Raw genomic sequence first — 13,701 nt, 5'->3', positions numbered from 1 at the left:
GTTACCCCCCCCGCCGAAAAACTACAAAATTTCTTCGGCGTTTTCTTACAATTTCAAATTGGCGTTGACACCACCAGAAGAATCTGGAACTGGTGAGCGAGCAGGACTACTACGCAAAGCTGAAGGAGTACCGGGACAGCTACCTCACCGACGAGGGGAACCTGAGCGAGTACCGCCGGGTGACGGAGCAGATCTACAAGTACGACAAGGCCCTTGCCGACAGCGAGGCGGCGCTGTGGGCGGAACAGACGGAGGCTCTGACGGACGAGCTGGAGGACCGGGTCAAGGGAATCGAGAGCCAGCGGAAGAGCATGGAGCAGGCCCTGTCCGGGTACGGGGACCTGTTCACCGTCAAGGACGACCGGATGAGCCTGGAGAGCATCCAGGCCCAGATCGACGCCATCAACCGCTACGAAGACGCCATGACCCGGCTCCGGGAGCGGGGCCTGAGCCAGGATCTTCTGGACGAGGTCTTGGCCATGGACGTGGACGAGGCCACGGCGTACGGTGAGCAGCTGCTGGCCATGTCCGACAGCCAGTGGGAGCAGTACAACGCCCTCTGGGACGAGAAGCAGCAGCGGGCCGCGGAGGTGGCGGAACAGTTTTACAAGGACCAGCTGGAGACTTTGGAGACGGAGTACAGCGCCAGACTGGACGAGGCCCTGGACAGCCTTACGGACACCGCCTTTCAGAGCGGCGCGGACACCGCCAGGGGGCTGATCGAGGGGCTGGCCTCCCAGGAGGAGGCGCTGTACGCCAAGGCCAGGGCCATGGAGCAGGAGGTGGCGCGGATTTTGAAGGATGCCTGGAAGAGCGTACCCTCCAATGCGGAGATCGCCGCCAGCCTGGATTTTGACGCCATGCAGGAGCCGGTTCCCGCCACCGCACAGGACGTGCGGCAGGCGGTGGCCGCCGGGGTTAACGGGATGCAGACGGCCGTTGCCGGCATTGGATCGACGACCTCCGGCGTGGCGGGAGCTGTATACCTGGACAGTCAGAAGGTGGGACGGATCATGCTCCCCGGCCTCCGGGCGGAGGCGAAGGCAAATCCGGAGGTGAAGGACGACACATGAATCAGATCATCTTAAATGGGATCCTGCTTCCGCAGTCCAGCTTTGACCGATACGCCTGCTGGGAGGAGGACTTGACGCGGCAGCAGGACATGATCTCCGGGCGGCGGGTGCTGGAGCGGATCGGAAAGAAGTGGAAGGTGTGGCGGGCCCAGTGGGCCTATGACTATCTGGAGGACGAGATCTGCCGCCCGGCGCTGGAGATCCTGCGCTCCGGCGGGCCCATCATCGCCTCTGTACTGCCAGACAATGGGGTCGAGATGATTACATCGTCCTTTGTGGTGGACTCCATCACAAATCCCACGTTTCTGATTGACGACGGAGGGCGGCCTGTGTGGCACGGGCTGGGGTTCGCATTGAGAGAGGAGTATCCCCATGCTTAAGCGGAGCGCGGCCTATGAGGCCGCCATTGCGGGATCACCGCGGCACATCTTTTTGCGGGCCGTGGTGGACATCTCGGACCCGGACAAGGTGTGGCTGCCGGCGACCTCCTCGGGAGAGGCGCCCTGGAGCCGGGGGGCGGAACTCCGGGACCGAAGCTTTGACGCGCCGCCCCGATACGCCACGCTGGAGCCGGGGCGGTGGCTGCTGGGCGGGGAGTTTGACCTGTTTCCAGATGGGTACCGGACGGCCGGAGACCGGCCGCAGGGGTGGGCCTCGGAGACCCTCAGCGGGCCGGACGGGACCTTTTCCACGCCCACATGGGTACAGCTCAGCTTCTCCGGGATGTCCATTTTACAGGCCTTCTCCGTGTTCTTCTCCACGGACCCGCTGGACGGGGTTCCGGAGGACTTCACTGTGGAGGTGCTGTGCAGCGGCGCCGCCTATTTTACCCAGACCGTCACCGGCAGCCGGGAGACGGAGATGCAGTTTGACGGCTTTACCGTCTATGACCCCACCGCCATCCGGGTGACAGTGACAAAATGGAGCCTGCCGGGGCGGCGGGCGCGGGTGGTTGAGATCGTGCCGGGGGTCTATGAAGACTGGGACGCGGATATGCTCTCCAAGTTCTCCGTGACCCAGCAGGGGCAGTTCTCCTGCCTCACACTGCCCTATGGCACGGCGGAGATCTCCATGGACAACCACACCCGCCGGTTTGAGCCCCGGCGAAAAGACGGAATCTTTCAGTCCATCGAGGCCCGGCAGGGCGTGGAAATACATATCGGCGTGCTGCTCTCAGGCGGCGGCGTGGAGTATCAGGAGCTCGGGATCTACTACCAGGCCGGGGACGGCTGGAAGACCGGCGAGAACGCCATGGACATGAAATGGTCGCTGGTGGACATCATCGGATTGCTGGCAGACCGGACCTTCCTGCCGCCGGAGGTGCTGCCGGAGACGCTGGAGGGCTGGCTCCAGGCGCTGGTGGGACAGCTGGGGGACGCGTTCAAAAACCGCTGTCACGTGGACCCAGCGTACGCGCAGCTACCGGTTGTTGCGGAGAGCCGGGAGGCGGTCAGCGGAAAGAAGTGCGAGAGTATTGCCCGGTGGGTCTGCCAGGCCACGGGCACCTGGCCACGGGCGGACGCCGCCACCGGGCGGCTGACGGCGGAGCCTCTTTGGAACCAGGGGCAGAAGGTGACCTTGGACAACCTCTCCGGCTACCCGGCCATGAAGGCCAACGAGAGCCTTGCGGCGCTGATCTTCCATCTGGCGGACGGGGAGGGCACGGAGTTCGTGGTCTCCGGCAACTCCACCAGCAGCGAGAAGACGGTGACCATCATCAACCCCTTCATCCACACGCCGCAGCAGGCTCTGGCGGCGGCGCGGCTGATTCTGGCCCAGTACGGCGGAAACGTCTATGAGACCGTCGGACGGGGCGACCCCGCCGGGGAGATTGGGGACGTGGATACCATCTGGCTGGACGAGTCCAGCGCGGCCACGGCCCGGCGGATGAGCCAGACTTGGCAGATCCAGGACCGGGCGCTGGTGTGCCGGAGCCAGCTCCTCCAGGCGGACGGCTCCTATCTTTGGACGGAGTTCGAGGTGCTGGACCAGGACGAGGGGGACTGGACCGCGCCGGAGGGCGTGACGGAGTTCCGGCTGGTGCTCTCCGACGGGGGCCAGGGCGGCGGCGTTGGACAGGAGGGACAGTATATCAGCGCCGGAAACAGCAATATCTCCTTCTCCGGCTACAATCCCGCCTACGGCGCGCAGGGGACGGACGGCCAGGGCGGCAGGGTGTGGTTTGGTACGATTAAGCTCAATCCCGGGGCTGTGATCCACTACAAGCGGGGCGCGGGCGGGGCGCCGGGAACCGTATATGGCTCCGCCGGGGCCATGGGCCAGCCGTCTGTATTCGGCGCATACTCCAGCGCGGAAGGTGAAATCTATCCCAACGGCTATACCGACATCGCCAACGGGCAGGCGTTCTGCCGGCCCGGCGTCCCGTCTCCCCTGTCCGGCACCGGAGACGGCGGCCAGGGCGGCGCCGGCGGAGATCCTCCGGAGGGGTACCTGGAGTTTGTCCCGGCCTTCAAACCGACTGAAAATCATCCGGGACATTACACGTGGCGGGAAACCAAACCGCCGGGGCCCGGAAAGCCCGGCGCTGCCGGGGCCAGCGGATTCATTATGCTGAGCTGGGAAAGGCCTGCGGCAGAGAATTTTGGGAGGAAAAAATAATGGCATCAACCTATATTCCCGTTGTTGTCTCAGCCCTGCTGAGCCCGAACTCTGCACAAGCCAGCCAGCCCGTGCTGATCTCCGTGGCCGCCATTGATGTGGAGTGCGTGCCCAGTGCGCAGGCGGCGGCTGGGGAATTTACCAGTGGGGAGGTGTGAGGAATGGCTCTGAAAACCGTCCGGGCAAGGCTAGGAAATACCTGGGTCTCCCTGACCTACAACCCTGCCACGGGCCGCTATGAGGGCGTCCTGACGCCCCCGGGGACCTCCATCCACCAGCCGGGCGGGTACTTTGACATTGAGGCGCAAGCCTCCAATGAAACCGGACAGACGGCCTCCGTCACCGGGGCCCAGCTGCCCGCCCTGCGGCTGGTGGTGCGAGAGACGGCGGCGCCGGCGCTGACGCTTGTCTCCCCGCTCCCGGGGTATTTAAGCACGGAAACGCCCGCGCTCATATTTGAGGCCGTGGACGAGGAGGGCGGGTCCGGGGTGGATCCGGGGACGTTTTCCCTTGCCGGGGCCGCCGCAGAGCCCATTCCAGGCGGGTACCGCTTTACCTGGACCCCGCCGGGGGGATGGGCGGACGGTCCCCATGCGGTCACGGCCTCCGTCCGGGACTACGATGGCAACGGGAGCGCCGTCTCCGCCGCCTACACTGTGGACACCGTCCCGCCGGGGCTGCTGGTCCACAAGGCGCACCTGAGGCATGTGGTGGATGAGGAGGCTGTCACGGTGGCGGGAGAGGCTTGGGACGTCGCCGCGCCGGACGTATCCGTCACGGTGGCGGGAACGGCCGTACCGGTCCGGGACGGGCGGTTTGAAGCGGAGGTACCCCTGGAGATCGAGGAAAACCGCATCGCCGTCATCGCCAAGGACGGCGCCGGGAATCAGACCGGGGCAGAGGTGTACATGATCCGCCTGGTGACGGACCGGACCCAGGCGGACGCGGATCAGGTCCTGGCCCTCTGCGCCCGGGGGTATGCCCGCTGGACGGAGGAGGAGCGGGCCTGGTGGGCCTCCGCCCGCTGCCTGCGGAGCAGTTACGACAGCCGGGATCTCAACCGGGTTGGGAGCGCGGTGGAATGGCTGGCCGGGGAACTCCGGCGGCGGGGATACCTTGCCGAGGTCCGGCCGGAGGCCGGCTGGACAGCGCGGGACGCCCCCACCCGGAGCCGGATGGAGGCGTATCTGGCCGGCGTGGAGACGGTACGGGCCGCCCAGGGGCTGGAGATGCCGGAAATCCCCGGGACCATGGCGGGGCTGACCATCGATGGGGCCAACCGGATTGAGCGGGCCCTGGTGAAGGTGGACGCCGTTTTCCCCAAGTATGCCGCCTGGACGGCGGGAGAGATTACCTGTGGAGGTGTGTGAATGAAAGACACGATTATTAGGCTGACCCGTTACCCCGTCATTGTGTGGGTGCCTGATCACACCATGGAAAGCGTGGTCCGGGCGCTGGACCGCATGGAGCGCCGCATGGGGGCAAAGTTCCGGGAGGTTTTCCGCTCCATCACCGTGGATAATGGGTGCGAGTTCCAGGAATGTGAGGGGATGGAGCGATCCAAGCGGGCCAGGAAACCGCGCACAAAGGTTTTTTATTGCCACCCATATTCTGCCTATGAGCGGGGCAACAACGAAAACATGAACCGGATCATAAGGCGGTTTTTTCCAAAGGGAACCAACTTCGACAATGTGAGCGCGGCGGAGGTGGAGGAGTGGCTGGCCAACTATCCGCGCCAGATCCTGGGGTGGAAAACGTCGCAAATGCTTTATGGCGAATACATGACCGTGGCGGCCTGACCAGCTGAACACGGGAAAACGACCAGGTCGGAACCGCCCAGGGGCGCCGGCCAATTTTTCGCGCCATTTTTGCACCGCCAGCGCCGTGGAAGTGTGGAAAACGGGGATCCCACCTAGAGTGGGACCCCCCGTTTTTAGGGCTATCAAAAACTTTTTATAATTTTTTGTAATTTAGTCTTGACATTTTGACTAATTTTTTGAACAAATTCGGGGTAGTTTTACTGGTGACTTGCGCTCCCAGCTGAGCCATGGCACCACATCTTTCCAAAGCAGCTATGAAGCAGTCAGTTGTTCTGGAAGTAATTTCAGTGAGAGCGATTTTACTCCGTCCGCAAAAAGCTTTTTTTGCATCCCTAGTGCGCAAAATTTTTGAAATGCAAGACCTTTTGTAAAAACAAACTTTTTTCTCACTTATTTGCTGAAATCTTGCTGTTTCGTCCATATTGTGTGATTTAATTTCTGCATTTTTTGCCAGCATCTTTTTCATCTACACAAGGTTTGAAAACACCCATGAGGCTATCGTGGACAAAGAGACCTGGAAGCTGGCCCAGAAGCTGAGAAAAACACACCGCCGCCATGATACCATTGGCGAAGCCAATCCCTTGACTGAACTTCTCTACTGCGCCGACCGCGGTGCGAAGCTGTATAACCATCGGTCGAGGGGAACAGCCACCAAGCCCTAACCGTCGGACTGGTTTGATTGCCTCACCTACACGCTGGCCCAACAATATCACGACAATACTTGCAGTAATCACCACATCTCTACCAAGGCCCTGCGGACGCTGATTTTGGTAACCATCCGCTCTGCCAGTGCCTATGCCATTTCCAATGAAGCGGAGTTTATCCAGAAGGTCCGGGCGGCGTCCGAAGTCCGGCAAGTGCAGGCGGCAAAAGATTTGAAGCGCAAGCTGAATAAGGACAGGCGACGTTGCGAGGAACTGGACACCATCATCAAGAAGCAGTACGAATCCTGCGCGGTGGGACGCATCGGTGAGGAACGCTTTGATCCCCTTCTTGCCCGTGTATGCGCAGGAACAGACGGCACTCCAGCAGTCTATTACGGAGGCGGAATCGGCACTGACCAGCTTCGAGCAGAACACCGTCAATGTGGAACGGTTCCTCGCTCTGGCGAAGGAGTACACTGATTTCTCGGAACTGACTACGCCTATAATTAGCGAGTTTGTGGACAAGATTATCGTCCACGCCCCGGAAAAGGTGGACAGAGACACACCGCAGAAAGTGGACATCTACTTGAAGTTTATCGGACGGTTTGACCTCCCGGCCCTGGAGCTGACGCCGGAGGAAGAAAAGCGACAGGCTTCCCTGCACAGGCATCGGCTCAAAAGCCGGGAACGCTATCAGAAGATCAAGGTCGGCGAACACGCTGCCGGTCAACCGTTCAAGCTGATCTGCAAATGCTGTGGGGAAGAATTTGAATCCAAACGGTCGAACACTCTGTTCTGCGGCCCGAATTGCCGGGCGAAATTCTACCAGCAGGAGGCGGCGGCAGGCAGGAGCCGCGAATGCGTCTGCGGAAACTGCGGGAAAGAATTCACTACGACCAGAAGCAATGTGAAATACTGCTGTGAGGCTTGCCAGCGGGAGGCGCACCGTAAAATGCGGTATCATCGACAGAAGCGGACGGAAGAGCAGAGATCAGAAATCGTATAAACACGGTATGGGGCGGGCCAAATCCTTTTTGGTCTGCCCTGTTCCGTGAAAGGAGGGACTAATCCTATGTGGAACTGTGATTTGGAATACGAAAATCAAGAAACGCCGAGACAGTGGTATGAAAAAAATCTCCGGTGCAAGACTGTATTTGGCTGTGCGGAGGATCATTCGCACAGGGTGCGGACGGATTTTTTACGCGCAGATCAGTACCAAGATATTGCTATCATGGCTTGTGCGGGAACCGGGGTCAGAAAGACTTGAAGCAGCGGCGATTGGAAAAACGGCAGAATCGGATTTGCAAGGGATGCGGAAAAGCATTCACGCCCAAGCGGTCGGATGCGGTCTACTGCTGCAACGCCTGCCGCCAACGGGCTTACCGTCAAAGCGTTACGGATAAGACAAGTGCCCAAATTGAACACTTGCCTTAGGCCTTGTTTGAAAAAAGGCGGAATGCCCAACGGCGAGAGATTTTTCGCCAATCAAGGCAAATTTTTGCAGGCGGGCTGACGCCCGGCAAGAACATTTAACGCAGAGTGGCGGATAAAGATCCACCGTTTGGGCGTTTTGACTTTTTTCAAACAAGGCCTAACCGCAACAGAAATATGGAATATAAGCCGGGCATGGGATTTTGTCTCCTGTGTCCGGCCGTTATTTTGAAAATCTGATTTGCGTTACGACGCTGAAAATTGAAAAATGACTGATTCCACCACGCCTGTCCCTGCGGAGCAGGAACAACAGCGTTCTGAAACGAACGCGCAGCCAGCCCCGGCAACAGGGCTGTTCAAGGGGGTGGGAGGGCTACCCCAACAAGCAGAAACAGCGGTTTCCGGCAGAGCCGGGAACCGCTGTTTCGAGTCTTTGTAGGAACAAAGGCACTGCTTGCGAGGTAGCGAAATAGCTTTGCGGACTGTAATACAGATTCCCTGCCTATCATTCAATTTGCCTCTTTTATGTAATCTTATCACAGAAGAACACTGGCATTGATGGTATCATAAATGAAAACTTCCGGGAGGTCATGATATGGAAATCAAAACAAAAGTGAAACGGTGTGCTTTCATTCATACAGATGTTTGCGTTGCCTGCGGCTGCTGCATGAAGGTATGTCCCTTGAGCGCCATACAGATTTGGAATGGTATTTGGGCCAAAGTCGATAGAACAAAGTGCGTAGGCTGCGGCAAATGCGCCAGGGAGTGTCCAGCCTCAATTATTGAAATTCAGGAGGTAACCGTATGAAAAAGCGTTGGTATGACTACCTGTGGATCGTGGAGCTGACCTACATGGCCCTGGGCTTTTTTAATATCCTGTTCGCCTGGTTGGGTATGCTGTTCTTTTGTATTCCGCTGATTATTTCCCTCGTCTGGGGCACCAAGGGCTACTGCAATCGATATTGTGGCCGGGGACAGCTGTTCGGTCTATTGGGCGGAGGCTTTGGCCTGTCCCGGAAAAAGGACGTTCCGAAGTGGTTGAGGAGCAAATGGTTCCGCTATGGATTTTTGATTTTCTTCTTCATCATGTTCTTTCAGATGCTGTGGAATACTTATTTGGTCTTTGCCGGCGTACAGAATCTCAGGCAGGCGGTGACTCTGCTTTGGACGTTCCAACTGCCTTGGCACTGGGCTTATCATGGAACCCTCTTTTCCCCCGGCATCGCCCAGTTCGCTTTTGGGTTTTATAGCGTCATGCTGACCTCCACCGTCCTCGGCCTGCTTACCATGGTCCTGTTCAAGCCCCGCAGTTGGTGCGTCTACTGCCCTATGGGCACTATGACCCAGCTGATCTGCAAGGCCAAACACCGAAAAGATGACATTGTCACATAACAAAAAAATTGAGTTAAAACAGATTTGCTAGACAAAAGAAAGGAGAAGCAGCTATGGGACTTTTCAACTTTTTTAAGGGGCCTGATATTGATCAAGGCGCAAAAGACTTTCAGGAAACGCCCGGTGCGGTGCTGCTGGATGTTCGTACTGCCCAAGAGTACCGGGAGGGCCACATCTCCGGCGGCAAAAATGTTCCGCTTCAGGAACTGGATCGTGTGACTGCTATGGCGCCCAAGAAAGATACCCCGCTGTTCGTCTATTGCCACAGCGGCGCCAGGAGCAGCCAAGCGGTAAGGCTGCTGGCCCGAATGGGCTATACCAATATCAAAAATATCGGCGGCATCGCCGCCTACACAGGAAAGGTGGAACGCTGAAATGAAAGTTGTCATCATCGGCGGCGTGGCGGGAGGGGCCACAGCCGCGGCCCGGCTTCGCCGGTTGAACGAGACGGCGGAGATCGTGGTCTTTGAGCGGTCAGGGTATGTCTCCTACGCCAACTGCGGCCTGCCCTACTACATCGGCGGGGTGATCGAGGAGCCCGAGGCCCTGACCCTCCAGACGCCGGAGAGCTTCTTTGCCCGCTTCCGGGTGGATATGCGGGTGCGCCACGAGGTCACCGCCATTCATCCGGATAAAAAGGCCGTCTCCGTGAAAGCTCTGGAGACAGGCGAGGAATTTGAGGAGCATTATGACAAGCTGATCCTCTCTCCCGGAGCCAGTCCCACCCAGCCCCGGCTCCCCGGCGTGGGAATCGAGAAGGTCTTTACACTGCGCACAGTGGAGGATACCTTCCGTATCAAGGACTATATCAGTGCTCATCACCCAAAATCCGCCGTGCTGGCGGGCGGGGGCTTCATCAGCCTGGAGCTGGCGGAGAATCTGCGGGAGCTGGAAATAGAGGTCACCATCGTCCAGCGTCCAAAGCAGCTGATGAACCCCTTTGACCCGGATATGGCCGCCTTCATCCACGGCGAGATACGGCGGCACGGCATCCGGCTGGCCCTTGGGCATACGGTGGAAGGGTTTGCGGAGCGGGACGGCGGCGTGGACGTACAGCTGAAGGGCGCAGACCCTCTTCACGCCGATATGGTGGTGCTGGCCATCGGTGTCACCCCGGACACCGTCCTTGCAAAAGAGGCCGGTCTGGAACTGGGCCTCAAGGGCAGCATCGTGGTCAATGACCGGATGGAGACCTCTGTCCCAGACATCTACGCTGTAGGAGATGCGGTCCAGGTGAAGCATTCTGTGACCGGGCAGGCCGCGGTGATCTCCCTGGCCGGCCCCGCCAACAAGCAGGGACGTATCGCGGCAGACAACATCTGCGGAGGGGACAGCCGCTATCTTGGAAGTCAGGGCAGTTCGGTCATCAAGGTCTTTGACCTGACGGCGGCCTCCACCGGCGTCAACGAGACGAACGCCAAAAAGGCCGGCCTGGACGTGGACACAGTGATTCTGTCCCCCATGAGCCATGCGGGCTACTATCCCGGCGGAAAGCTGATGACCATGAAGGTGGTTTTTGAAAAGGGAACCTATCGTCTGCTGGGCGCTCAAATCGTGGGGTATGATGGGGTGGATAAGCGGATTGATGTGCTGGCTACCGCCATCCATGCCGGATTGACAGCCATCCAGCTGAAGGACCTGGACCTGGCCTACGCGCCGCCCTACTCCTCCGCCAAAGACCCGGTGAATATGGCGGGCTTCATGGTGGAAAACCTGGCCAGCGGAGTTGTGAAGCAGTTCCATATTGAGGATGTGAACGCCCTGCCCCACGATGGCAGCGTGACCCGGCTGGATGTCCGGACGCCCCAAGAGTACGTGGGCGGTCACATCAAGGGGTTCCAAAACATTCCTATGGACGAACTGCGGGAACGGCTGGACGAAATCGAGAACGGTAAGCCGGTGTATGTTATCTGCCAGAGCGGCCTGCGCAGCTATATCGCCTGCCGTGTCCTGGCCGGGTATGGCTATGAAGCATATAACTTCGCCGGAGGTTTTCGGTTCTATGATGCAGTAACAAACGACCGCCGTCTGATGGAACAGTCCACAGCCTGTGGCATGGACCAGTAGATAGAAACACCTCTCCTCAATCTGCAGCAGAGTTTGAGGAGAGGTGTTTTTATGTATTCCGCAGAGCCGTCAGCTTTTGTTCGTCCAGAAGCTCTATCACGCCCCGGGACAGCTTCACCATGCCCTCGCCCTGGAAATAGCGGAGCATCCGGGTGACTACCTCCCGGTGAGTTCCCAGGTGGTTGGCGATGGTCTCGTGGGTGATATTCAGCCGGCTGGTACTCTCAATCACCGATTCTTCCAGGAGAAAGGCGGCCACCCGCCGGTCCATACTCTTCCACATGACCTGCTCCATGAGCCACATGACCTCGGAAAACCGGGCGGACATGATCTCGTTGGTGTAGTTGGCGACAGCGGCGGACTGCTCCATAAGCTGCTGGTAAACCTCCGCCGGAATCACCCAGAATTCCGTATCCTTTTCCGCTTTGACAGTCACATCAAATTGAATGCTCCTCATGACACAAGAGGCGGAAAACAGGCAGAGATCCCGGTCAAACAGCCGGTAGATGGTGATTTCACGTCCCTCTTTCGACAAAATATAGGCCCGGAACTGACCAGACTTTATGAGAAGCAGTCCGGTACAGTCCTCACTGCCGTTGTGAAGCACCGTCCCTTTTTTGACTTGGCGCTCTTGGAGCTGCTCCAGCATCCGATTCTGCTGCTCGGGCGTCAGCCTGCTCCAAACAGAGAAGCAGCTTTGGAAATCCACGCAGGGCATTCGGTCATGCCTTCCAGAGGCTGTGCAGGTTGCAGTAGGCGTAAACCGCCTCCACATGGTCGCCCTCACACAGAGCGAAGCAGACCTCCGGTTTGTCGCCGGGGTGGAGTACCCTGCGCTGATTGCCCTGCCTGGTCTGCAAAGACACCCACTCGATATAGTGTTCCGGCAGCATGGGATGCTCCACTGAGCCAACCTGCACCTTGACCAGATTACCCTCTACCTGATACACGGGGACGTGTTTCTCCACAGCGGCATCAGTGGTACCGGGAACGATCTCGGTCATTTTCTGCCCACAGCACATCACCGGCACCCCGGCATTTTTCACCATGGCAACGATATTGCCGCAATGCTCGCAGATATAAAACTTCTGTTCCATAGTATATTCCTCCTGTTTCCTTTTATTATGTGGGAGCGGCACTTATGCGCCGCAGTTCCCTCCTTTACCGCCGCAGCCATGCTTATTCTCGCCGCAGTGGCCGCCGTGATGCTCATAGCCGTGGTGGCTGCACTGGACATCGCTGCTGTATTCCAGTGTCCCGGACAGGAAGGCATTCACCGCCTCGTCCGCCCCGCCGGTCACGCCGCCGCAGGGTTTGATCCCAGCCTGGGCCAAGGCGTCCCAGGCCCCGCCACCGATACCGCCGCAAATCAGCACATCCACCCGCAGGCCGGACAGAAAGTTCACCAATGCGCTGTGGCCGCTGTCGGTGGTATCGGCAATCTGCTCCTGAACGATTTTCCCATTCTCTGCGTCATAAATCTTCATCTGCCGAGTGTGTCCGAAATGTTGGAACACCTGACCGTTCTCATAAGGGACTGCAATTTTCATCTGGGACTCTCCTTTTTCAATACTCCCAATTCGCTTCTGTGTTCCTAACGCCTTGATTCTAGACTTTAGTGTATAATAATTCATTCATCCGAATTATACAGATTATGCTTCAACTCTGTGCGCAGTAATTATTGTATAGCTATATGCGTTCACAGTAATTTTGTAGTGACCTGTGAAAATATACCAGTTCTTTCCGATCCTTTCAATTTTAGCATTTTTGTCCAGAATCTGCACCCCGCTCCATTGGGCAACATCGTCTGTTTCAATTTGGCAGTTCCTTTTTATCCGCTCTACACCCATTTCTGTTGTATGAAGTTTATCAATGTTTTTAATTAAATCATTCATTCTTATACCAGCCTATGCATATTTACCCATTGTGATTCACCGGGAACACGAAGTCGAATTGGGACTTTCAATATCAGTATTTTTTCCGCCCGTCCAGCGGCAACGCCGTCCACATCCATACTCCCGGTCACCCCGACAGACCCGATAATGCCCGCCAGAGATGGACAGGGCCCTGCCGTTGACGAGGCTGTCGGAGAGTTTAAATCGGGCATTTTCGTAAATTTCCGTTACCGTTGTCCGGGAAATCCCCATCTGCGCCGCGCACTGTTCATGGGTTCGCTTTTCGTAATCGACCAGCCGGATCACTTCGTACTCGTCCACGGTGAGAACCACCTCGCTGGGGCTTTCCTTCCCTCGGGGAATAAAGCCCCAGCAACTCGGTTCCGCGCAGACGCGGCGGCAACGACTTGGTCTGGCCATACAAGTACCTCCTCAAGCAATACCGACATATGACGGAAATAGGATACAATACAATTCAGAAAAAGTCAAGAGATTATGAAATTTTGAGCAACTTCTCTGTATCAAAAAATAGAAGGATATGGTAGTTTCATGCCCCGCTGTTTGCTGTTCCATTTGATATTGCAATTTAGATTTAAAAAATTGTATTTGCTTCGGTGAAAATATCCTTGACAGATCTTGTCTTGATGCTGGATGCTATTGCTGTCCCCTTCATTATCATCGCCACGAGACAGACGGCAGCAGAAAGCTACCCAAACCGTAACGAGGGTTTGCAGGGCATTTCTGACAGCAGCCATTATGC

At 57.8% G+C, this 13,701-nt stretch carries 19 protein-coding genes; 12 read left to right on the top strand and 7 right to left on the bottom strand.

Annotated features, from left to right (window positions below):
* The first annotated feature begins 92 nt into the window (after positions 1–92).
* Genes C816_RS13415 through C816_RS13395 form a run of 6 tightly spaced genes read left to right on the top strand, consistent with a single transcriptional unit; the run spans position 93 to position 5,491 of the window.
* Positions 93–1,073 (top strand): hypothetical protein, encoded by a 981-nt coding sequence (locus C816_RS13415; RefSeq protein ID WP_016322940.1) that lies wholly within the window; start codon positions 93–95, stop codon positions 1,071–1,073.
* A complete protein-coding gene (locus tag C816_RS13410) occupies positions 1,070–1,453 on the top strand; it encodes a hypothetical protein (RefSeq protein WP_016322939.1) in 384 nt (127 codons plus the stop codon). Before C816_RS13415 ends, C816_RS13410 begins: the two co-directional genes overlap by 4 nt.
* Positions 1,446–3,692 carry a hypothetical protein gene (locus C816_RS13405; protein ID WP_016322938.1) on the top strand — a complete coding sequence of 749 codons (2,247 nt, stop codon included), beginning with the start codon at positions 1,446–1,448 and terminating at the stop codon, positions 3,690–3,692. Before C816_RS13410 ends, C816_RS13405 begins: the two co-directional genes overlap by 8 nt.
* Positions 3,692–3,850: a hypothetical protein gene (locus tag C816_RS23750; RefSeq protein ID WP_016322937.1), complete on the top strand. Its 159-nt coding sequence runs from the start codon at positions 3,692–3,694 to the stop codon at positions 3,848–3,850. The genes C816_RS13405 and C816_RS23750 overlap by 1 nt, the downstream gene beginning before the upstream one ends.
* A 3-nt stretch (positions 3,851–3,853) precedes the next feature.
* Positions 3,854–5,062, top strand: coding sequence for a hypothetical protein (locus tag C816_RS25480; RefSeq protein WP_016322936.1), 1,209 nt, complete (start codon positions 3,854–3,856; stop codon positions 5,060–5,062).
* Positions 5,063–5,491 carry an IS30 family transposase gene (locus C816_RS13395; protein WP_016322935.1) on the top strand — a complete coding sequence of 143 codons (429 nt, stop codon included), beginning with the start codon at positions 5,063–5,065 and terminating at the stop codon, positions 5,489–5,491.
* 154 nt (positions 5,492–5,645) lie between these two features.
* On the opposite strand, the gene C816_RS23745 is transcribed toward C816_RS13395, so the two are convergent.
* A complete protein-coding gene (locus C816_RS23745; protein ID WP_207636928.1) occupies positions 5,646–5,978 on the bottom strand; it encodes a hypothetical protein in 333 nt (110 codons plus the stop codon).
* Positions 5,979–6,012: 34 nt separating this feature from the next.
* Between C816_RS23745 and C816_RS25680 the strand changes: the two genes are divergently transcribed.
* The 6 genes from C816_RS25680 (at position 6,013) to C816_RS13370 (ending at position 11,046) form a co-directional block, all read left to right on the top strand.
* On the top strand, positions 6,013–6,174 hold the full coding sequence (locus tag C816_RS25680; RefSeq protein ID WP_371254378.1) for a hypothetical protein: 162 nt from the start codon (positions 6,013–6,015) through the stop codon (positions 6,172–6,174).
* A 319-nt stretch (positions 6,175–6,493) separates the two neighbouring features.
* Complete coding sequence (locus C816_RS24995) at positions 6,494–7,162, top strand: DUF4368 domain-containing protein (RefSeq protein WP_016322934.1); 669 nt, start codon at positions 6,494–6,496, stop codon at positions 7,160–7,162.
* A gap of 1,020 nt (positions 7,163–8,182) precedes the next feature.
* The gene (locus C816_RS22810) at positions 8,183–8,395 is read left to right on the top strand and encodes a 4Fe-4S binding protein (RefSeq protein ID WP_016322932.1); all 213 of its coding nucleotides are present in this window, start codon (positions 8,183–8,185) and stop codon (positions 8,393–8,395) included.
* Entirely contained in the window at positions 8,392–8,979 is a 588-nt protein-coding gene (locus C816_RS13380; protein ID WP_016322931.1) for a hypothetical protein, read from the top strand. The genes C816_RS22810 and C816_RS13380 overlap by 4 nt, the downstream gene beginning before the upstream one ends.
* Positions 8,980–9,032: 53 nt before the next feature.
* A complete protein-coding gene (locus tag C816_RS13375) occupies positions 9,033–9,353 on the top strand; it encodes a rhodanese-like domain-containing protein (protein WP_016322930.1) in 321 nt (106 codons plus the stop codon).
* Between the two features lies 1 nt (position 9,354).
* Positions 9,355–11,046, top strand: a complete 1,692-nt coding sequence (locus tag C816_RS13370) for an FAD-dependent oxidoreductase (RefSeq protein ID WP_016322929.1) — start codon at positions 9,355–9,357, stop codon at positions 11,044–11,046.
* A 49-nt stretch (positions 11,047–11,095) separates the two neighbouring features.
* Here the strand turns inward: C816_RS13370 and C816_RS13365 are convergent, their stop codons facing one another.
* The 6 genes from C816_RS13365 to C816_RS23740 all read right to left on the bottom strand — a co-directional run bounded on the left by C816_RS13365 (position 11,096) and on the right by C816_RS23740 (position 13,696).
* On the bottom strand, positions 11,096–11,764 hold the full coding sequence (locus C816_RS13365; protein WP_016322928.1) for a Crp/Fnr family transcriptional regulator: 669 nt from the start codon (positions 11,762–11,764) through the stop codon (positions 11,096–11,098).
* 4 nt (positions 11,765–11,768) lie between these two features.
* A complete protein-coding gene (locus C816_RS13360; RefSeq protein ID WP_016322927.1) occupies positions 11,769–12,143 on the bottom strand; it encodes a desulfoferrodoxin family protein in 375 nt (124 codons plus the stop codon).
* 42 nt (positions 12,144–12,185) lie between these two features.
* Complete coding sequence (locus C816_RS13355; RefSeq protein WP_016322926.1) at positions 12,186–12,596, bottom strand: NifB/NifX family molybdenum-iron cluster-binding protein; 411 nt, start codon at positions 12,594–12,596, stop codon at positions 12,186–12,188.
* A gap of 102 nt (positions 12,597–12,698) precedes the next feature.
* Positions 12,699–12,941: a DUF3781 domain-containing protein gene (locus tag C816_RS13350; RefSeq protein WP_040655643.1), complete on the bottom strand. Its 243-nt coding sequence runs from the start codon at positions 12,939–12,941 to the stop codon at positions 12,699–12,701.
* A gap of 36 nt (positions 12,942–12,977) precedes the next feature.
* On the bottom strand, positions 12,978–13,361 hold the full coding sequence (locus C816_RS22805; RefSeq protein ID WP_016322925.1) for a DUF134 domain-containing protein: 384 nt from the start codon (positions 13,359–13,361) through the stop codon (positions 12,978–12,980).
* A 101-nt stretch (positions 13,362–13,462) separates the two neighbouring features.
* A complete protein-coding gene (locus tag C816_RS23740) occupies positions 13,463–13,696 on the bottom strand; it encodes a recombinase family protein (RefSeq protein ID WP_155979014.1) in 234 nt (77 codons plus the stop codon).
* Positions 13,697–13,701: the final 5 nt, after the last annotated feature.

Origin of the sequence: Oscillibacter sp. 1-3, assembly GCF_000403435.2 — a bacterium.
Lineage (GTDB): Bacteria > Bacillota > Clostridia > Oscillospirales > Oscillospiraceae > Oscillibacter.
This window is presented reverse-complemented; position numbering and strand designations above follow the sequence as displayed.

Bases quoted from the DNA above. Each gene is read 5' to 3' on its own strand.
- C816_RS13355 (WP_016322926.1), bottom strand. From the start codon at position 12,596: ATGAAAATTGCAGTCCCTTATGAGAACGGTCAGGTGTTCCAACATTTC.
- C816_RS13375 (WP_016322930.1), top strand. From the start codon at position 9,033: ATGGGACTTTTCAACTTTTTTAAGGGGCCTGATATTGATCAAGGCGCA.
- C816_RS13395 (WP_016322935.1), top strand. From the start codon at position 5,063: ATGAAAGACACGATTATTAGGCTGACCCGTTACCCCGTCATTGTGTGG.
- C816_RS23740 (WP_155979014.1), bottom strand. From the start codon at position 13,696: ATGGCTGCTGTCAGAAATGCCCTGCAAACCCTCGTTACGGTTTGGGTA.
- C816_RS13380 (WP_016322931.1), top strand. From the start codon at position 8,392: ATGAAAAAGCGTTGGTATGACTACCTGTGGATCGTGGAGCTGACCTAC.
- C816_RS13370 (WP_016322929.1), top strand. From the start codon at position 9,355: ATGAAAGTTGTCATCATCGGCGGCGTGGCGGGAGGGGCCACAGCCGCG.
- C816_RS13350 (WP_040655643.1), bottom strand. From the start codon at position 12,941: ATGAATGATTTAATTAAAAACATTGATAAACTTCATACAACAGAAATG.
- C816_RS22805 (WP_016322925.1), bottom strand. From the start codon at position 13,361: ATGGCCAGACCAAGTCGTTGCCGCCGCGTCTGCGCGGAACCGAGTTGC.
- C816_RS13410 (WP_016322939.1), top strand. From the start codon at position 1,070: ATGAATCAGATCATCTTAAATGGGATCCTGCTTCCGCAGTCCAGCTTT.
- C816_RS23745 (WP_207636928.1), bottom strand. From the start codon at position 5,978: ATGAAAAAGATGCTGGCAAAAAATGCAGAAATTAAATCACACAATATG.
- C816_RS13405 (WP_016322938.1), top strand. From the start codon at position 1,446: ATGCTTAAGCGGAGCGCGGCCTATGAGGCCGCCATTGCGGGATCACCG.
- C816_RS13360 (WP_016322927.1), bottom strand. From the start codon at position 12,143: ATGGAACAGAAGTTTTATATCTGCGAGCATTGCGGCAATATCGTTGCC.
- C816_RS22810 (WP_016322932.1), top strand. From the start codon at position 8,183: ATGGAAATCAAAACAAAAGTGAAACGGTGTGCTTTCATTCATACAGAT.
- C816_RS23750 (WP_016322937.1), top strand. From the start codon at position 3,692: ATGGCATCAACCTATATTCCCGTTGTTGTCTCAGCCCTGCTGAGCCCG.
- C816_RS13365 (WP_016322928.1), bottom strand. From the start codon at position 11,764: ATGCCCTGCGTGGATTTCCAAAGCTGCTTCTCTGTTTGGAGCAGGCTG.
- C816_RS25480 (WP_016322936.1), top strand. From the start codon at position 3,854: ATGGCTCTGAAAACCGTCCGGGCAAGGCTAGGAAATACCTGGGTCTCC.